Below are 19,661 nucleotides of genomic sequence, written 5' to 3' on the forward strand. Positions count from 1 at the left end.
CGGCAAAACCCGGCTAAATTTGCCGTCCCTTAACGCTAGCGCGGTATAATCGCGCAAATTTAAAATTTGAGACGAAGATGAATCTGGTTTTATTCGACTTTGACGGGACGATCACGCGCGATGATTCGCTGCTGGAGTTTATCGCTTACGTCGTGGGATTTAAGAAATTTTTTCGGGGTATTTTTTGGCTTTCGCCCGTTCTGATCGGCTATAAGCTAAAAATTTGCAGCAACAACTACGCTCGTAGGCAGCTGATGACGCACTTTTTCGCGGGCATGAGCGCGGATAAATTCGCTCAAATTTGCAAAAAATACTCAAACACGCACATCGAAGATATCGTGAAATTTTCCGCTATGGCAAAGATCGCCGAGTATAAGGCAAACGGCGATAAGGTCGTGATCGTGACGGCGTCGCTCGAGGACTGGCTGGCTCCGTGGTGCAGAGCGCAGGGGCTGGAGCTACTAGGCACTCGCATCAAGAAAAAGGGCGGCGTGATAACGGGTGAGATCGACGGCGCCAACTGCTACGGCGCGGAGAAGGTACGCCGCGTGCGCGAGGCGTACGACACTGACGCCTTTGAGCGCGTGATCGCATACGGCGACAGCAGGGGCGACAAGGAGATGCTGGAGTTTGCCGACGAGGCGCATTATAGGGCGTTTGAGTGATAAATTAAAGATGCCTAGCTCTGCAAAGAGCAAAATTAAAGTATAATTAAAATTACAAAAACAACTAATACGTAGCGTTGCTATCGTTGCTTTTGTCCAACGATTTACTGCTGCTTTGCCTTCTAGGGCGCACTTATGGTAAAATAGGATAAGTTTAACTATAAATTTTTTAACGAGCAGTGCGCAATAAATAGCTAATGCAGATATATTTTCAAGGGTGAATTATAAATTAAACGGCATTAAAATAGCTAAATTTAACAGCTAAATTTATATAAAATTAGCGTAAGATTCAAAAAGTTGATTTAGCACATAAATTTAAGCGAAAATTTTTATATTTTAATTATCTATTTTCTATGCTTAAATTTAATCTATTAACGATTTGATTTAAATTTAGCATTATCATAAATGCCTCTCTTGATTGTTTGTATTTTGGTACCGCACTTCCTAGTAGCAGCACTTTTTGATCATCCATTTCTAGCATCTTATGAAATGCAACTTCAGTCCCAAGATTAGTTATATAGCCTTCATCCAGCGCGCGACCCTTGCTATCAATCTCTGAAAGAAATATTTGTTGGCTATTATACGGTTTTATTCCTATTATATAGCCGCCTTCTTTATATTTTATAAAACCGGGAAAAAAGAAATGGTCCGGATTGCCATAAACATTTGACTTTGTTATGATTTTACCTTCGTTATTTAATTTTAGAAGTTTGAGCGTTTTCATATTATATTTATTTTTTGATCTAAAAAGCACCAAGGCTGCGCCGTCGTCATCAAGCATATCTTCAAAATATCCGTCCGTTTGTACTTTGGATTCAAAGATTATCTTACCGTTTGGATTAAATTTAGTTATGCCAAATTCTTTTACGAATAATAGAAAATTTCCATCATCTGTTTTTATCAGTTTTTCAAGCCCCTCTTTTGACTTTTTGATCTCTCTTTGGGTTGGTTTTTTAGTTGGATCTTTTGGGTCGTATTCGTATTTGATGTAAAATTCATCTTGCAAATGAGAAACGTCGATTTGTTTTTTCCAGATTATTTTTGCATTTTTATCCATTCTAAATATATTATTTTTGTAGTCACATGCTATAAATTCGTCATTATCCGTCGGCGCTATGTGCTTTAAAGGATAGGGAAGTTTATTTATGATTTTATGCGTCGCTTTGTCTATGACGTAGGTTGCTTCTTCGTTACCTATTACGTAGTAGCTTTGCATTTGCGCTGCTATTAGTTTGGCTCTTCCTTGATAGCTTTTATCGACTATTTTTCTCCAAATTTCGCGCCCGCTTTTATCTACTTTTATAAAAAGATCGGGCTCTCTTGCGTTTTGATACTCTCCGGCTAATATATATCCATCCTCGGTAGAGACTGCCATGCTAACGGAGGCAAAGCCGTTTTGCGAAAACGGCAAATCCCAAACGGGCTTTGATTTGTCTATATTTTTTGCCTCTTTTATCGTATTATTTTTTGCTGCGGGTTTGATATCGCTGCTAATTACGCTTATAAAACCGCTAAATTTATGCATTATAGAGATTATCATACGACTTTTATCTAAAAGCGCAGTTGAATTTACATTATCGGCCTCAGGCATATAGTAGCTTTTTATACGTTCCATGTCAAAACCGCTAGAGATGTCTAGAACATCTAGACTTGGTATCTGTATATCTTTTGAGCCGTCTTTACTCCTAGATATATACGCTGTTTTACCGTCCTCGCTAATCTTAAACGTGTAAATTCTATTGTTAGTAATATAATTTTTTAGCGGTTCAATATCATTTACGCTATTAATGCTATATATTTTAAAATTGTAAATTTCATTTGCGTAAAGGTATTTTTTATCGTTAGAAATTTGTAAATTTATAGCGACTTTAAAATCTTCTTGCCTATAAACCTCTTTTATGTTTTTCGGGTCGCTTACGTCAAGCGTGTGAAGCCCTGTAAAATCAGACATTAAAACATATTTATCCGAATATATAGCTATGTCACCTGCAAAGGTTTCTTGGCTTATAAATTCGCCTATTTTTTTGATATTGTCCGATGAAATATCCAAGATATGCATACCGTTTTTGGCTTTTGCATAGGCTAATTTATTGTCATTGCTTAGTTTTATTTTAGAGTAGCCGCCATCCTCAAATTTAGCTGCAATTTTTATATTTTCGGGGACGCTAACATCAAGGCGCAAAATGCCTAAATTTGGGCTTGTTACATATAGGCTTTTGCCGTCGTTTGATTCGGCGGCGCTGATATCTTCTACATAAGATTTAACTTTTGGAAAATAAAAAAGCCCGAGTAACTTTATATGGTCTAAATTTGATATATCTATTACGCTTATGCCGTCTCTGTCGTGCCCGAGAGTGTAGAGTCTTTTTTTGTCGTGAGAGACTATCATATCTCGTACTTCAAACGGTAATTGGACGGAGTTGTTTATGAGGTCTTTTTTGTATATCGTTACGTCGTCTTTGCCGGCAAATTTGTCGGTATTTTGCGAAATTTGAGCTTCGGTTTTACTCGTCTTTTTTGCCGGTGTTTCAGGACGGCTAATGGTAAAATTTTGCGCTAAGCTTTCAGGCTCCTTGTCTGCATATTTTAGGTATAGAAAAACAAAGGGCAAAATAACGATCAAGACGGTAAGGTAGATCGTAAATTCTCGTTTTTTCTTTATGTTCGGATCGATCATCTAAACCTCATAAATCCATAGAAAAAGATGTTTTAAATTCTTGCGCTTTTTGCGACTCTTGGATTTTGTTTTCGAGTTTTGCCGTTACTTCTTTTAGAGCCGTTACTTCGGTTTTGATTTTTTCTACGGCTTGGGCTTTAAACGTATTTATCTTACCCATAGCCTCTTCTATCTGGCTAAAAGCTTGCTTTAGCGTCTCTATATCCAGCGTCGCATCGCCAGACATCTTGTAGATTTCGCTTGCTTGCGTGTTTAGCCTTTGGGCGTTGGCTAAAATCATATCGTTTGCGAATTTCTTGGTTTTTTCGGCCGTTTCTAACGCATTTTTTTGATTTTGCAGCGTTATAGCCATCGCGATACCGATCTCTACGGCTCTTTTTGTTACGGCTTTTACGTTTGAGATATTATCTATCAGCTCCCAGTTCGTGTTTATGATGAGGTCGCTTGATAAAAATCCCTGCTGCGTGACGGCTAAAATTTCATATATGCTTCTGATTTTTTTATTTAAATTTAGCAAAACGTTATTTTCGTAAAATTCTCTCTCCTTGGCGTCTAGTTTGGAGACGTTTTGCTCTATGGATTTTACTATCTTTTCAAACACTACGGCTTTTCGTTGCAAACTTAGGGCTTTTTGTTTGTAGTATTGTTTTTCTTCTTGCAAAAGAGCGTTGTCTTCTCTTAAAATTTTCTCGCCGTCTTCGATGTGAGAGAGCGTCTCTTTTATCGCTTCTTTTGCGCTTTGAAATTTCTTTAAGTACCTGTTTATCGGCTTTGTGATAAAAGGAACAAAAGCCAAAACTCCTTTTTTATCAAAGTTGAATTTATGCGGATTTATCTGCTCTAGCTCCTCGTTTAGGGCTATTACGGAGCGGCTTAAATTTTGCGTTTGCTCGTCTTTTATGTCGCCAAGTTTTGCAAATTTTCCCATCAAGAGCGACGAAGAGCTCTCTAGACTTTGCGCGTCTTCGATCGTAACGCTTTCTAAAATTTCTCTTATCTGCGCACTATCCTTATCTGATAAAAAAGCTAAAAGCTCTGCCGCTTTTTGAGAAATTTTTTCCTCGTCTTCTTTGCTAAAATCGTCTTTAAAGATCAAATTTCGTACGTCCGTTTCGCTGTTTTGCGCACTATCTTTTATGTAGTCCGTTAGTATCTCTCGCCCCGCTTTTTCCACGGCTCTCTCCTTATTTTTTGTTAATATTTTTTAATAAAACCAGCATGCGCTCAAGTTCGTTTCGCACGGACGCGGTCTCTTTATCGTTTCGGTTGTTTGCCGCTAGCTCGCTTATGTAGCTATCTAGGTATTCTAAAAGCATTACGTTTGCGGATTCGTATGCTTGAGCTTTTTTTACGATTTGCTCTTTTTTAGTTTCGCCAGTTACTGCGCTAAGCCCTGCGTTTAGACTTTTTATTATGCTTAAATTTTCGATGTATAAAAATAGAGTTTTGTTTATCAGGCTTAAAATTTTAACCGAAACTAAGCTTTGGTCTGAAAATATCTTTCTAACAAAAACCCGCACCGCTTCTATCTTTTTAAAAATATTTTCTCTATCGCTCAGGCTAAAATCAGAAATGACCCTTGCCTCTAAAAGCGTAAATTTTTCCTTTTCTCTTTCAAATTTATAGGCAGGTAGGGTTTTTGCGTAGCTAAGATAAAACGCCGCAAACCAAAGCGCGCTAAGAAAAAATAGTACGATAAAAATATCCGTTTTAAAAGGCGACCATTTTAAAAATAAAATCGCCAATACAAAGCTATATAAAGCGCCGAAGACCGGAAAAAACGAATAGAAAAAATAAGGCTTTTTTCTAAAAAAATATATTATTTGCTCGTTCAAGATAGTTGCTTTTCGTTAAAATTTAAAGGTCTATTATAGCAAAAATCAGGTTAAAATATTACTTTTTGTTTATCGTTTGATTAAAATACCTAAATCGGTTAAATATCGCTAAATTTAATCAAAACGCGAGAGAATTTAAACTCAAATCCTAAAGTAAGCAAAAGCGTCTAAATTTACCCGCTTCGATTTAAAATCGGCCGCTAAATTTCAGCCGCCGTCCACTCGTCTAAAATTTTACTAAAATCGTCTATCATCGTCTTAAAGTCGTATTTTAGCTTGCTTTGTTTGCGCGCGATCTGTTTTAGTGCCGTTAAAAAATACTCGCTTATTTTTCGCTTTTGCTTTGCATGCGAAAGCTCGCTAAACTCGCGCTCAAAATATATCTGCGCGCCCGTTTTGCCCGTATCTTTTCTAAACGGCGCGTACTCAAATCTATTTCGCAGATAGTAGCCGCCCTCGCTGCGTTCCTCTTCGCTCATCATCTCGCGCAGTAGCTCCCAGGCGCGCTGCGAGCTTAGGCGCGGCTCATCCGGCGCTATGATGTAGTTCGTGCGGCAGTACTCGTCGTCAAAACTAAACGAGCAGTCTAAATTTATATAATTTATCTCGCTGCCGTAAATTTTAGGCCTCATTTTGGCGTTTAGCGCGGGCTGGAGCTCCTTAAACAGGCTATCTATCACCGCGCGAGAGTTCTCGTAGCAGTTTTTGATACCGATTGAGACGCGGACGGGATTTTTGGGTATCCAGTTGCGCTGGCTAGCTAGCTTGACGTCTTGGATTTGCTCTTTTACGGGGCGTTTTAGCGTTTTGCCGTTATCGTCCGGACTAGGGTTAAAAAACGTCTCGTTATCTTGCATGCTTAACCCCGTTTTGCGCTTTGACCAGTGCGCCTCTACAAAGCGCGGTTCGCCGCTAGCGTTTAAAAAATAGGTCATATACTGCCCGTTAAAATATCTACCGCGAAGAGCTTCTAGGCTCTCGCGCTCGCCCCAGCCAGTTATCGCTAGGCATTCGCAGATTTTGACGGTTTTGTTCCACTCGCTAGCGTTTTGATAAAAGGCGTATCGGTCAAATTCCGCCAGCAAAGGCTCGCGCATTAAATTTAATCCCTTTTCGCGCAAAAAATTTTCTAGCTCCCCAAGGCCTTCTATCGCGTAAATTTTTTCTAAAATTTCATCCATTTTTTCCCTTAAATTTCGGCTTTAAATTCCATCTTTTTTATCTTTTTATTGTCTAAATAGTATGGCTCTAGCACGCGGTTTAGATTTGTAACTACGTAGTTTTCGTCATCTTTTAAAAAGCGCTGTGCGACGGCTTTTAGATGAGGCAACAGTCGCTCGTCAGTTAGCCCGCATACGGCTTGCAAGGCGGTCATCACGACGTAGGACTCCTCGTCGCTTAGTCCTAAAATCAGCGTTTTTAGATATTTGCTTTTATTTTTCAGTTGCCCCAGCGCGTAAAAGCACGTAACGCGAATGGAATAATTAGAACTAGTCGCAAAATGCTCGATCTTAGCTCCGTAGTCAAGCTTGGCGTTTTCTAGCAAATACGTATAAAATCTAAACGTCTGCGCCGCTCGCTCTTCGTCCTTTTGGTTTAGGATTTGCGCGGCGTTTTCGTCAGCTACGGGCATAAACTCCCTGCTAGCGGTCTTTTTGTCCTTTGCCCACCAGTGAATGATTTGTAAAAAAAGTAGATAATCAATCTGCGCAAGACGCGCTAGATAGGCCTTACCCCGTGCAAAATCGTTTGCGCATAAGATACTAGTAAGCTTCGCAAAATCCTCGCTATACGCCTCGTTTTTGATAAAACTTTCTATCTTATCTAAAATTCGCGTCTCAAAACGAGGAGCTTTGTGCGTCAAAGCATCAAGGCAGTCGTTTTTTAGCTCCGTATCGCCTCTGTTTCGCGCCTCTTCGTAAATTTGCAAAAGCTCGCTCGCGCTACCGCCCATATAGTAGCCAAACCCGCCTCCGCCGTCTTTTAGCTCGCCTGATATCACCTCGTCTAGCCACCTTTCGTACCAGTCTAGGAAATTTGACTCAAACGCAAAAACGGGCTTATATAAGTCAAAGTCTAAATTTACTATCCGTCCGCGAAACTCGCCCTCTATCACGATAGCGGTTTCAAAGCTGCAGCCTTGCGTGCCGATTAGCAGCACGCCGCCTAGGATTTTTCTTCTTCGCTTTCTTCGTCGTCGTACTCTTGCTCGTATGCAAAGCCTCCTATAGCTCTCCACTGCTCATCGCTCATTTTAGGGTGCAAAAGGCAGGGATTTGCTAGATACGGTGCGCTAAATTTTAGTGCGTCTTTTATGGGGTAGATGCCGTAAAAAGGCCCCGGCGCGCTACCGTCAAAGCCGCCTCCGCCGTCAGCGATCTCTAACAAAAAGGCTCTAAAATGGGCTGGCAAGCTTACGCCGTATTTTTTCTCTAGCGCGGCTAATTTCTTTTCTTCTATCGGCGCTTTGAGAGCGTATTTGTGGTTGCTCGCGCCGAAAATTTTTAGTTTTTTATCCGCTTTTTTGGCTATTTTTAGCTTTTCTTTGATGCGGTTTATCTGCTCTTTCATTTTTACCTTTCGTTTGTATTAAATTTACGCTTGTGTTTTACAAAATCGCGTCAAATTTATGCCCGGTTTTTTGCCGGCTTTTGCCTTAGCGCCCGTCCGCGCGTTTATATGCTCCGCATCCTAGCCTCAAAAGCTAAATTTACTCAAATTTAGACCATTTTCAGCACTTCGACTATCTCGCCTTTTGCGATAAATTCGGTCTCTTTGGGGATGATTAAAAGCGCGGCATCGTTTGTGAGGTTATTTACGATCGCTGAGCTACCGAGCTTCTTGCCGTCAAGATTTACGTAAATTTTGCCATCGCGATTCACTAAATTTACCGCCGTAAACTCCAAAAACGGCGAACGCTTTTTGTAGTCCTCGTCCATGATCGCCGTGATTTTGGGCTCGCTAGCGCCAAACCACGCGTTTAGCAGCACGCGCACGTAGAGCACGCACATCACCATCGCCGAGTACGGGAAACCCGGCAACGCAAAAATGTATTTTTCGCCCGCTTTTGCGACCTTGATGTGGCGGCCCGGTTTGATCGCGGCGCCGTCTATTATGATGTCGAAATTTTCGCCCAGCGCGCCCTTGACGAAGTCGTAGTCGCCCATGCTGATGCCGCCCGTGGTGACGAGTACGTCGGCTGATTTTAGCGCGCGTACGATGGCGTCTTTTACGAGCTCGGCGCGGTCGCGAACTATCTCGCATAGTACGGGTTCGCCGCCCATTTTGCGCACCATGGCTGCGATACCTACGTGGTTTGAGCTGTGGATTTGCGCGGCGTTTTCTAGCGGCTCTCCGAGGTCTTTTATCTCGCTTCCCGTCGCTAGTACCGCGACTCGCGGCCGCACGAATACGCTAACGTTAAAGATCCCAAGCTCTGCTAGCAGCGCGGTCTCAGCGTAGCCTATCATCGCGCCTTTTTTGATTAGTATTTCGCCTTTTTTGTAGCTTTCGCCCACTTCGCGCACGGCAAAGCCCTTTGGCACGGGCTTTTTGATGAGGATCTTGCCGCCTGACACCTCGACGTTTTCGACCGGGATTAGCGTGTCTGTGCCCTCGCTCATTAGCGAGCCGGTGAAGGTTTTAACGCATTTTACGCCCTCGACTTTTAGCCCTTTGTCGCTGCCTGCTGGTAGGTCGGTGACGAGCTCAAGCTCGCTTAGGCCCTCTTGCCACGCAAAAGCGTAGCCGTCCATCGCCGAGACGGGCCGGGCGGGATAGTTATCCTGTGCCGCGATATCTACGGCGATACGGCGATCGAGTGCTTGCGTGAGAGTGACCTTTTCTACGCGGTCCCAGGGAGCCAGCGTCGAGCGTAAAATTTCAAGAGAGGTCTCGTAACTCATAAATTCTTTCATTTTTTATCCTTTTTGATTCCCCGACTCGGCTGGATTTTAAATAGTTTTCGGCTAGGATACTCGGGTCACGGACGACCAGTCCGCTCCCGTCGTATCCGCCGCAAACTATTTAAACTACACACAATCCGTCTGGAATATTTCTGCCGATTTTACTAAATTTAATCGTAAATTATGCTAATAAAGCACAGAAGTTTATTATCAAGCCTGCTAAAAAGCGCACGAATTTAGTTATAATAGCTCTCAAATTTAAGCAAAGGACAAGCTTTGAATCAAATCGCTAAAACGCCGCAAGACGTAGTCGCCTTACTCATAGAAAAAAGGAAAGAATTTACCGATCCCAAAGAATTTATCGTGTCGTTTGGCAAAGACGAACTGGGCGAGTTTGAGAAGCTAAACGGCGATATGGATATGAAGGTCGGAGACTTGCTTAGTATGAGCCAAAGCGTAGGAAGCTCGGTCGGCGAGTCGCTAAAATCGGTCAAAAAATACTCCGCCGAGCTTATAAAAGCAAGCGACAAGATAAAAGAGGGTGGACTGGGCGCGAAATTTATAAATTTCTTACTCGGCAAAGACCTAGCCGCCGAGCTGGCTAGCAAATATCAAAGCGTGTCAAGCTTGTTTGAAGAGATCACGGCAAATTTAAAGCACTCTATAAATGTTTTAGAAGCTAGAAACGCCGAAATCTCCGAGAAGCAAAAAGAGCTCTCGCTCATCATCGAAAGCCTAAAAGGCAAGATAGAAATTTTAAGCAAAACAGACGAGCTTATCGAAAATTTAGCGGCAAATCAAACGGATGAAGAGCAGAAAAAATTTCTCCTCGAAGAGGCGCTATTTTACATCCGTATGCATCTGCAAAATTTGCGTCAAGTGCTAGTCGTGATGCAGCAAAGCCTCACAAACTACGCTACTATCAAGCACAATAATTCGCTTTTAAGTTTCGCCACGCAAAACACGATCACGACTAGCATCACCGCGCTAAAAACCAACGTCTACATCGCAAGCGCCGCGCAGGAAGGCAAAAAGCAGCTAAAAGCGGTTTCTGAAATGGACAAGCTAGCTAGCGACGTCATCCTAAAAAACGCGCAGGACGTAAACGACACGGCAACAGAAGTGACGGCAAAGGTCGCAGGCGGCGCGCTAGATAACGAGAGCCTCGAAAAAGCGATAAATTTGATGATAGATTCGCTAGATAAGATAGAAAATTTCAAAAACGAGGCGCTGCCGAAGATGAAAGAAAATATCGCTAAAATCGCGCAGATGAGTAAGACGCTAGAAAGCAAGGTAAATAAGCTAGAAAAAATAGAGCAAAGCGACGTGTATAGCATAGAATAAAGCGGAGCAAAGGTCAAATTTGACCTCGCAAGCAGCAAATTTAAAAAAAGGTAAAAAATGGATCAAATTTTAGAGCTTCTTGGCAACAATCTTATATTTTCCGTTCCGCTGGTTATCGTCGTAGTTTTTGCCTTGCTTGAGGTTATTTTGATGATGACTGGATTTTCGGTGCTTGAGCCGCTAAACGGGCTGTTTGACGGAGTCGAGGGCATCGACGCTCCGGGTGCTGAGCTGCTGGCGTGGGCAAACAAAGGCGGCGTGCCGAGTACGATTTTTTACGGGATTTTGCTTATGAGCTTCGGAGCATGTGGGCTTTTTATCGTTAGCGTTTTTTACGGCTTAGCCTCGCCTGCGTGGTATATGAGCGCGGTTATCGCCGCGGTTTCGTTTTTTGCCGCTTTGGCATGGACTAGATGGGTTAGTCTGCTCGCGGCAAAATACCTGCCTCAAGTGCAAAGTGCTACGTTTAGTAAAAAAGAGCTTCTTGGCTGCGAATGTGAAGTTAAGGACTATAAAATAACCAAAGAGCAAGGCGGCGACGTTAAGGTTGCGGATAAAAACGGAAAAGAACGTTTCGTTTTTGCACGAGCTGCCGATGAAAAAGAGCTTGTAAAAGGCGATATCGCGCTTATAGTTAGAGTCGAAAAAAATAACTTTTACATCAAGAAAAAACAGTAAATTTAATCTAAGGAGAATAGTATGAACATTGACGGAATGACTTCTTTGGCCGTATTTGTCGGCATAGGACTCTTTTCTATCGTTATCTTAGGTATCGTTTTTTCAAGACTTTACCGAAAGACGACAAAGGAGCTTACGTTCGTGCGAACGGGATTTGGCGGCGAAAAGGTCGTCGTGGACGGCGGCGCGCTGATACTGCCGATACTGCATGATTATATCGACATAAATATGCAGTCGATGAAAGTTACGGTTGCTCGCTCTAAAAGCGATAGCTTCATAACCAAAGACAGGATGCGTGTAGATATCACGGCTGATTTTTACATCAGAGTGGGCGAGGATAGAGAGTCTATTTCGCGCGCGGCGCAGACGCTGGGTAAAAAGACGGTCGATCTGCGTGAGCTAACAGGGCTGATAGAAGGCAAGCTCATAGCCACGCTCCGCTCGGTAGCAAGCTCGATGGAGATGAAAGAGCTGCACGAAAAAAGAGATGAATTTAGCTCGCAGGTCAAAAACGCCATCGAAGCCGATCTATCTAAAAACGGCCTTCAGCTAGAGTCCGTCTCGCTCACGTCGCTTGATCAAACGGCAAAAGAGTTTTTTAACGAAAACAACGCCTTTGACGCGGAGGGCTTAACAAGCCTAACGCAAACCATCGAGGAGCGCAAAAAGCTACGAAACGATATCGAGCGCTCGACCGAGGTGCAAATCGCGCAGAAAAACTACGAGACGCAGTCGGAGAAATTTGAAATCCAAAGAAAACAAGCCGAGGCCGAGGCTACGCAGCAAACAAAAATAGCAAATTTCCAAGCAGAACAAGAAGCGCTAAGGGCAAAAGAGGCCGAAAGTAGGCGCAAAGAGGCCGAGGAAGCCAAGATCGTAGCAAACAAAGCTATCGAAGAAGCGCAGATAAACAAGGCTCGCGCTATCGAAACGGTCGAGATAGAAAAGGCTAGAGCCATCAGAGAAGCCGAGATAAATAAAGAAAAAGCCGTCGAACTGGCAAATCAGAGCAAAAATATAGAAATCGCTAAAAAAGTCGAAGAAGAGGCCGCGGCTAAAACGCTAGCCAACGAGAAAAAGGCGCTAGAAGCCGCGTCTTTTGAAAAGATTAAAACATCATCCGAGACCGAGCAAGCAGAGCGCGCTAAAAAGCTAGCGCTAATCGAAGCGCAAAAAGAGGCCGAGCAGCTCTCTATCGAAAAAACCGTCGCCGCAAAGGCCGAAAAAGAGGCAGAAGAAAACCTAGCCGAAGCCGCTAAAATCAAAGCTATGGGTGCGAGCGAAGCGCTAAAAATCAAGGCTACCGCAGAAGCTGAAGCTATAAAAATAACCGCCGAAGCCAACAGGCTAAACTACGAAGTCGAAGCCAAGGGTAAAACCGAGATAAATAATGCCGAAAACATTGTCTCTGCGGAAATTTTGGAAAATAGATTTAAGCTTGCCTTGATCGAGTTTATGCCGCAAATCATCGCCCAGGTCGTAAAACCGGTAGAAAAAATCGACTCTATAAAAATCGTGCAAATGGCGGGCCTTGGCGGCGCAAATCAGAGCGGCGCGGGCTTGAATGCTAACGGCGGAGTTAGCAACGCCGGCGCTTCGCTATCCGATCAAATCGTAAACGCGTCTTTAAACTATAAAGTAAACGCGCCTATAATAGACGACCTAATGAAGCAAGTCGGCATCGATCTAAACGGCGGGATACAAAATATCGCTCAGCCTCTGCGCAGCGCCGAAAAGTTAGGTAGCGCCCAGGATTTAAACGGCTCCGAGCAAAAATCTAATGCTGCAAAAGGCGGAAAATAACTTAAACTAAGGCTCAAAATCCGCCCTCGCCGGTATTCGGACTCGGCTACGGGTTTTGAGCCAAAATTTGGCCTCTTGGCTTTTAAATTTTAAAGACTAGGCAATAGTGATAACTGCGGATAAATTTAAATCGTAAATGGTTTAAATTTATCTTGTGTTGATGTTTGGCTAAAGCTAGCTTAACGGGCTTGATATGCGGTTTGATTTGAGCAAAAATTAAAACTATAAACATGAAATTTGCACGCCTCGTTAGGCGTTTTTGAAATTAGCCAAAAACGGCCAAACAGGGCAAAAACCGCTCGGTAAACGGACGCAGCCAAATTCTTTTAGCAAATTTAGCCTCGTGGTTTTGTTGCTAGAAGCTCGCGATCGATTTTTTCAAATGACTTAAACGGCAAAGACTTACTTAAAATATAAAACTAAAATTTAGCATTAAATTTTATCCTTACGGCGTTTTTGCGTTCGGGTTTTTAAAAGGGCCAAAATAGAATTTGGAGTAAATTCGCTAAAACTCTCGCCTATAAATTTGCGGCAGTTTCTTAATCGACCAAGCGTTTCTAAGTAGTAAATAATCAAAAATTAAAAAATAAACAAAAGCCTTCAAAGGACGATTTATCGCGACGACACGAGGGCGATTTGATATTAAATTTGTTTTTGTATTTACCGCGAAGCTGCAAGCGAACCGAAACAAGCGGCTAAATTTATCTAATTCGTATATTTTTGCAGCTTTTCAAAGTCTATTATCAAAATTTCATGCGGCGTGATGCGCCTGATGACGTTTTCTTTTATGAGTTCGTTAAATGCGGTGCTGGCGCTTTGGCGCTTTAAGCCCACGAAGCTAGAAAGTACCTTAAGCGAAAACGGTAAAAAGACGTATCTGTAGCCGTTTTGGGTCAAATTTTGCTCTGCGGCAAGCTCGATAAGGAAGTTTGCTATGCGGCCTTTGGCGCTTTCAAAGAGTATGGATTTTATGATTTGGTGTTGCAAAAGCGCGATGTTTGCGAGCGAGTCGGCATAGGCCTTTGCGAAACGCTCGTTTTTTAGCAGTTCGCCGACGTCGCGCACGTCGATAAAGTAAATTTCGCTATCCTCTAAAATCTCCAGCGCGCAGGCGTCGCTTAGGATCGTGATGTTGTCTTTTTGCAGGTTATAAAGGATAAATTCCTCGCCGTCCTCAAAAAACGCGAGCTTGCCGGAGCCGCTTTTAAATATCGCGACGCTGATGCCTTCAGCGTAAACCGTGCTGCCTTTAGTTAGGACGCGGCGGTTAAATTTAGCGATTTCGTCATTGCTTAAAGATGAGACGACGTTCGTTTCTAGTAGTCCTAACCTTGATCTTTTCACGTTTTTTGCCTTAAATAAACTCGTATTTTAGCCTACGCAATATTAAATAACATTAAATTTATTATCCTGCGAGTAAATGACGCTTGAAGCTAAAAGCAGACTAGTTAAAAGAACGAAATTGCGTATCCTTAAATAAAAATATTAATCCTTAAATCAAATTTATGCTTACAGCCGCGCAAAGCCGTCCGGGTGTATCGCGGGTATAAACTGCGGCGCCGATTTTACCGCGCAAAACGGCAAGGTTCTAGATAAAACCTAGCAAAAACCGCCGCGCAAAGTACGGCAAGTTTTGCTTAAAATGGATATTTTGAAAAGATTTGCAAAGCCCAAAGCGTTAAGCCCCAACGGCAAAGCTCAAGAGTATCTACGATAAGCGGGGTAGGTTAAAAAGCGGGTTTTACGGGGGTTTGCGATTTTTGGCGGATAAATTAAGCCTGCCTCTAAAATGCCACCAAGCTAGGTAGCTTGCTCTAGCTTTGCTGGCTTAAATCTCCTGCACCAGGACGGCAACTACGCGGAGCGCTATGTTTAGCGGCTTTAAATTTAGCGCGTATTTGCCCAAGCTAGCGCCTTTTGTCTAGGTCGCTTACGCTAAATTTTACCGCCGCGCGCCTGTTTTTACGATTTTTACTTTACCTCTTTTAGCTGCGAAATTTGGGCTAAATTTATCCTTTTATGAGCCTAAAACCGCTAAAATCGCTAAAAAATTTAAAGGCCAAAAATGTTTAACGGACTAATTCGCGAGATCGCGCAGGTTGCGAGCTATTCGCAAAATACCCTGCGACTAAAAGCCGCATACCGCCCGAATTTAGGCGATAGCGTCGCGGTAAATGGCGCATGTCTTAGCGTGACTCAGTTGCACGCAGACGGCTTTAGCGTTGAGCTTAGCGCAGAGACTAGAGCGCACATCGCGACGGAAAATTTGCGCGGACGCGTGCATATCGAGCCTGCGATGCGCTTAGCCGACCGCGTGGACGGGCATCTACTGCAAGGCCACGTAGACGCTATCGGCGAGGTCGCGCGCATAGAGCGGCGCGAAAACGGGGTTGATTTTTATATAAATTTGCCCCCTAGCGTCATGCCTTTGATGGCGAACAAAGGCAGCATCGCGGTCGAGGGCGTGAGCCTCACGATCAACGAAGTTTTGTCCGCAGGCGTGCGCCTCACGATCATTCCGATCACTTTTCGCGAGAGTTTGTTCGGCGAGTTTGAGCCGGGACGCCGCGTAAACGTAGAAAGCGACCTGCTCGCGCGCTACGTAGCTAGGCAGCTAGAATTTGGCCGCAGCGCCCAAAACGGAGGCAAAGGCGAGATCGGCTGGGACGAGTCGCAGCACATCGCGAGCCTTTATTAGGCTTTTGCGAAGCAAAATTTATATCTTGCGAATTTAGCTTGCAAAACCGCGCTCTTTGTGGAGCGGACGGCGAGGAAAAAGGAAAAAATGAAGCGGGAAATTTTAGACGTAGTTTTTGAGAGCGAGCGCTTGAAGCTCGGCTTTACGACGCGATTTGGCGGCGTAAGCGAAGGCACGTACGAGGGGCTAAATTTGGGTGATCACGTCGGTGACTTGCCCGCAAATGTCGCGAAAAATCGCGAAATTTTAGCCGCTGCGCTTGCTACCGCGCCTTTTAATCTAAAATTTATGCGTCAAATTCACTCAAATCGCGTGGAAATTTTACGAAATTTAAAGGATGAGCTACTGCCTTGCGACGGCGTGATAACGGCGCTTAGAGGCATTGCGCTTTGCGTTTTGGTCGCCGACTGCTCGCCCGTTTTGATCGCGGATGAGAGGCGGGGCGTAGTGGCCGCAGTGCATGCGGGCAGAGCGGGCGTAACGGGTAAAATTTGCACGAATGCAGTTAGGCTGATGAAAAGCGAGTTTGGCTGCGAGGCGAGCGATCTGCGCGTATTTGTCGGCGCAAATATCAAGGCGCGAAACTACGAGGTGGGAGGGCTTGATCTGGGCGAGTTTAACCGATACAAAAAAGAGGGTAAATTTGATATGGAGGCGGCCTTGCGGGACGAATTTGCGCAGCTTGGCGTAGGGCGAGCGGAGTTTGATCCGCGCTGCACGTTTGAGAGTGGGGAGCTGTTTTCCTACCGCAGAGACGGCGTCACGGGGCGATTTTGCGGGTTTATCATGAACAAGCCCATGCCTATGAAACGTAAAAATTAAACGCAATTTGCGCGCGAATTTTAAAACTCGTTGCGCCGTCACGCTAAACTAGCGAGCGTTAAAATTTATTCGAAAATATCTAAAATTTTAGCCCTTAACGCCGCAAAATCAGGTATCGATAAAGCGTTTCAGGCTAAATGAGGCCGCCTTTAGGCGTTTAAAAACTCGGGCAAATTTCGGCCGAAATTTAGAGCGTGCATATCGGTAAATTTAGTTGAAATTTTTGTTACGTTTACCAAAAAGGGCTAAAATTTAAACTAATATCTCATAAAAAAGGAGCCAAAATGAGAAAAATTTTAGTTTGTTTGATTGTTGCTGCGAGCGTACTTTTTGCGGCGCAAACGAGATCCTCAAACGAGATGACAAGCGTCCCTGCGAACGCGCCTGCAAATTCGGCAAATAAGCAGTTTGAAGACGCGTTAGCGATGTACCGAGTTTCGGACTTCAAAGAGGCGGCAAGACTCTTTAATCTAGCGTGCGAGGGCGGACACGCGCGTGCTTGCTACGATATAGGCGCGATGATCGCTAGCGGCAAGGTCGCGGCAAAACAGCCTGAGACGGCGGCTAAATTTTACGAGCGAGCTTGCAAAATGGGCGATAAGCTGGGCTGCTACGCATTAGCGTACGCTCATCAGACGGGCGTCGGCGCGGTAAAAGACGAAGCGCGGGCGTACGAGCTCTATAAAAACGCGTGCGAGCTAGGCCTAGCCAAAGGCTGCAACGAGGCGGGCTACATGAGCGAGCGCGGCACGGGCGTGCAAACAGACGTCAAAGCTGCGGCTAAATTTTACGAAAAGGCTTGCAAGATGAGGCTAGAGGTCGGCTGCGAAAACGCTAAAATTTTAAAGCGTTAGAGGGCTAGCGTCATAAATTTAACTCAGGCGCGTTTTGCGATTTGCTTTTCGTAAAATGCGCCCGAGTTTCGCGCTAAATCTAAATGCTTTACTCGCCAAGATACGATTTGTCTTCGTAAATTGTTCAAATTTTTCTTTTGGCGGTTAAGAGAGCGATTTGGTGTATAAATTTGCAAAATAAAGCCGCAAATCTAAATTTTTAAAACCTCTTCTAAAATAAATCCAAATTTTAATCTATTTTAGCTACAATTTGACATCAAATCTCAAAAACAACCGAAAGGAAAAGCATGAAAACGCGTAAAATTCTAGCCGCTGCGATACTTGCGGGAGCCGTTTGTTCGGTGCAGGCGCATATGTTTTGGGTGGACGGTGCAAACGACGAAAAGACGGGTAAATTCGTCGCAAAAATGGGTTATAGCGACGACTTTCCAAACTATGAGCCTATAATGCAAGAGCGCGTCCATCTTTTTGCGCCCGTTACCCTGATCGGCAAAAACGGGCAGAAAAAAGAGCTAGCGCAAAGCGGCGAAAACTACCGTTACGAGGGCGAAAAGCTAGGCAAAGGCACCTATATCCTGCTTGCGCGGCAAAATCCGATGTATTCGCTAAAAAAGCGCAGCGACGGCAAGTGGGTTATTGACAAAAATAAGCTTGATCTAAAAGATTTAAGCGACGTGCAAATCTGCCGCCTGATGACGATAACGTCCAAAAAAATCCTAAATTTAGGCGAAGCAGATGACTTTGTCGCTAAGCCCGTCGGAGAGAAAATCGAGATCGTGCCGCTGCAAAATCCGGCTAGTTTTCGTGTGGATAAGCCCTTTAAACTACAAGTTTTGGCTGACGGCAAGCCGCTAGAACGCGCCAAACTAACCGGCACTTTTACGGGATTTTTAGAGGATAAGCGAGCGTTTTACGGTATGGCCGACGCGCAGGGTATCACCGAAGTCGTAGCGCTAAGGCCGGGCTTTTGGGTTTTGAGGTGATTTATGAAAGGCCTTACCCGGATACCGCAAAATGCGACAAAGAGACGCTAAAAACGACGCTGGGCTTTGATATAAAAGAATAAATCGGCGCAAATTCGGGCTTTGGGTAAAATTTGAGCCCGAATTTACCTTAAATTTCATATAATCGCTTCGTAACCTAACTCAAAAACGAGGAAAAATGCCATACGAAAATTTTAAATCGAAAAATCCTCTCGCGGCAAAAATCGCCGCAAATGCGAGAAAATTTGACGTCCAGACGCTGCAAAACGAGCAGCTCGTAAATTTGCTTTTAAACGAGAAAAAGATCGAAATCTCGGACGAGCAAAAAGGGGCCGTAGAGCGCGTATTTACGGGACTAATGAAGATAGAAGAAAGCGTGCAGCTAAGCGGTTAGTTTGCTAAATTTGACTCCGCTGCCTAACCCGCAAAAACTCCAAGTATCATCTAAAACGCCGTTTCTCCGCCCAAAACCTAAATATCCGGTTTTTATCAAATTTGATGTAAAATGACGGCGCGACATCGCAGTCAAGAAAGCCGAAAAACATAAAATTTACGATCAAAAATCTAAAGCAAAGGAGAAAATATGCTGTTACTTAAAAATGCCGATCTATACGCGCCAGGGCATATCGGCAGGAGCGACGTTTTGCTCGGCGGAGGTAAAATTTTAGCCGTTTCTAAGGGGCTTGATTTTCGAGTCGAGGGACTTGAAATTTACGATCTAGAGGGCAAAATTTTAGCACCCGGACTCATCGATCAGCACGTGCACATCACGGGTGGCGGCGGCGAGGCGGGCTATCACTCTCGAACGCCCGAAATAACGCTATCTGGGATCATCCGCTACGGCACGACGACGGTCGTGGGGACGCTGGGTACCGACGGGTGCACTAGGAGCTTAGAGAATCTCTACTCAAAGGCCAAGGCGCTCGAATACGAGGGTATTTCGACCTTCATCCACACAGGCTCTTATGCGCTGCCTAGCGTCACATTTACTGGCTCCGTCACGCGCGATCTGGTGCTCATCGACAAGGTCATCGGCTGTAAGATCGCGATGAGCGACAACCGCGGCAGCTACCCGACCTCTCAGGAGCTCATCAAGACCCTGACGCAGATCCGCATCGGTGGCATGATCTCGAAAAAAGGCGGCGTGCTACACATGCACATGGGCGGGCTTGCGGATAAATTTGACCTGATTTTTAGCGTGATTAAGGATTATTCGTTCCCCGTTAATTACTTTTCGCCGACGCACTGCGCGCGAACCAAAGAGCTTTTTGACGAGGCGATCAAATTTCAAAAAATGGGCGGCTACATCGACATCACGAGCGGCGGAAGTAAATTCGCCTCACTTCACGAAGCTATCGCGTACGGGCTTGCTAACGGGCTAAATTTAGAGCGTCTAA

General features: G+C 44.2%; 18 protein-coding genes. 10 read left to right on the forward strand and 8 right to left on the reverse strand.

Annotated elements, in window-relative coordinates; translation table 11 throughout:
- The first annotated feature begins 77 nt into the window (after positions 1-77).
- Entirely contained in the window at positions 78-665 is a 588-nt protein-coding gene (locus Q0218_RS01645) for an HAD-IB family hydrolase (protein ID WP_297965632.1), read from the forward strand.
- 340 nt (positions 666-1,005) lie between these two features.
- Here Q0218_RS01645 and Q0218_RS01650 read toward each other — a convergent pair whose 3' ends face one another.
- From Q0218_RS01650 to Q0218_RS01680, 7 genes are all read right to left on the reverse strand, one after another.
- Positions 1,006-3,342, reverse strand: a complete 2,337-nt coding sequence (locus Q0218_RS01650) for a hypothetical protein (protein WP_297965634.1) — start codon at positions 3,340-3,342, stop codon at positions 1,006-1,008.
- 7 nt (positions 3,343-3,349) lie between these two features.
- Positions 3,350-4,516 carry a toxic anion resistance protein gene (locus tag Q0218_RS01655; protein ID WP_297965636.1) on the reverse strand — a complete coding sequence of 389 codons (1,167 nt, stop codon included), beginning with the start codon at positions 4,514-4,516 and terminating at the stop codon, positions 3,350-3,352.
- A gap of 10 nt (positions 4,517-4,526) precedes the next feature.
- A complete protein-coding gene (locus Q0218_RS01660; RefSeq protein ID WP_297965638.1) occupies positions 4,527-5,177 on the reverse strand; it encodes a hypothetical protein in 651 nt (216 codons plus the stop codon).
- A 200-nt stretch (positions 5,178-5,377) separates the two neighbouring features.
- Complete coding sequence (locus Q0218_RS01665; protein WP_297965640.1) at positions 5,378-6,358, reverse strand: hypothetical protein; 981 nt, start codon at positions 6,356-6,358, stop codon at positions 5,378-5,380.
- Between the two features lie 8 nt (positions 6,359-6,366).
- A complete protein-coding gene (locus Q0218_RS01670) occupies positions 6,367-7,338 on the reverse strand; it encodes a hypothetical protein (RefSeq protein ID WP_297965642.1) in 972 nt (323 codons plus the stop codon).
- A gap of 5 nt (positions 7,339-7,343) precedes the next feature.
- Complete coding sequence (locus Q0218_RS01675; RefSeq protein ID WP_297965643.1) at positions 7,344-7,748, reverse strand: SMI1/KNR4 family protein; 405 nt, start codon at positions 7,746-7,748, stop codon at positions 7,344-7,346.
- Between the two features lie 149 nt (positions 7,749-7,897).
- Positions 7,898-9,094 (reverse strand): molybdopterin molybdotransferase MoeA, encoded by a 1,197-nt coding sequence (locus tag Q0218_RS01680; protein WP_297965645.1) that lies wholly within the window; start codon positions 9,092-9,094, stop codon positions 7,898-7,900.
- Positions 9,095-9,358: 264 nt separating this feature from the next.
- On the opposite strand from Q0218_RS01680, the gene Q0218_RS01685 reads away from it, so the two are divergent.
- From Q0218_RS01685 to Q0218_RS01695, 3 genes are read left to right on the forward strand one after another with little or no spacing between them, the layout of a single operon-like run.
- A complete protein-coding gene (locus Q0218_RS01685; RefSeq protein ID WP_297965647.1) occupies positions 9,359-10,426 on the forward strand; it encodes a toxic anion resistance protein in 1,068 nt (355 codons plus the stop codon).
- Between the two features lie 57 nt (positions 10,427-10,483).
- Positions 10,484-11,104: an OB-fold-containig protein gene (locus tag Q0218_RS01690; protein ID WP_297965650.1), complete on the forward strand. Its 621-nt coding sequence runs from the start codon at positions 10,484-10,486 to the stop codon at positions 11,102-11,104.
- A 21-nt stretch (positions 11,105-11,125) separates the two neighbouring features.
- Entirely contained in the window at positions 11,126-12,907 is a 1,782-nt protein-coding gene (locus Q0218_RS01695) for a flotillin domain-containing protein (RefSeq protein ID WP_297965652.1), read from the forward strand.
- A 705-nt stretch (positions 12,908-13,612) separates the two neighbouring features.
- Here Q0218_RS01695 and Q0218_RS01700 read toward each other — a convergent pair.
- On the reverse strand, positions 13,613-14,251 hold the full coding sequence (locus Q0218_RS01700) for a Crp/Fnr family transcriptional regulator (RefSeq protein WP_297965654.1): 639 nt from the start codon (positions 14,249-14,251) through the stop codon (positions 13,613-13,615).
- Positions 14,252-14,972: 721 nt separating this feature from the next.
- Here Q0218_RS01700 and Q0218_RS01705 point away from each other — a divergent pair.
- The 6 genes from Q0218_RS01705 to Q0218_RS01730 all read left to right on the forward strand — a co-directional run.
- On the forward strand, positions 14,973-15,605 hold the full coding sequence (locus tag Q0218_RS01705; protein ID WP_297965656.1) for a riboflavin synthase: 633 nt from the start codon (positions 14,973-14,975) through the stop codon (positions 15,603-15,605).
- An 87-nt stretch (positions 15,606-15,692) separates the two neighbouring features.
- Positions 15,693-16,427, forward strand: coding sequence for a polyphenol oxidase family protein (locus tag Q0218_RS01710; protein WP_297965658.1), 735 nt, complete (start codon positions 15,693-15,695; stop codon positions 16,425-16,427).
- A gap of 284 nt (positions 16,428-16,711) precedes the next feature.
- On the forward strand, positions 16,712-17,281 hold the full coding sequence (locus Q0218_RS01715; protein WP_297965660.1) for a tetratricopeptide repeat protein: 570 nt from the start codon (positions 16,712-16,714) through the stop codon (positions 17,279-17,281).
- Positions 17,282-17,568: 287 nt separating this feature from the next.
- Entirely contained in the window at positions 17,569-18,264 is a 696-nt protein-coding gene (locus Q0218_RS01720) for a DUF4198 domain-containing protein (RefSeq protein ID WP_297965662.1), read from the forward strand.
- Between the two features lie 178 nt (positions 18,265-18,442).
- Entirely contained in the window at positions 18,443-18,658 is a 216-nt protein-coding gene (locus Q0218_RS01725) for an acetyltransferase (RefSeq protein WP_297965664.1), read from the forward strand.
- A 189-nt stretch (positions 18,659-18,847) separates the two neighbouring features.
- A partial coding sequence (locus Q0218_RS01730) for a beta-aspartyl-peptidase (RefSeq protein WP_297965666.1) occupies positions 18,848-19,661 on the forward strand: 814 nt, incomplete at its 3' end.

The sequence above is a fragment of the uncultured Campylobacter sp. genome (genome assembly GCF_938039245.1).
In the GTDB taxonomy this organism is placed as follows: Bacteria; Campylobacterota; Campylobacteria; order Campylobacterales; family Campylobacteraceae; genus Campylobacter_A.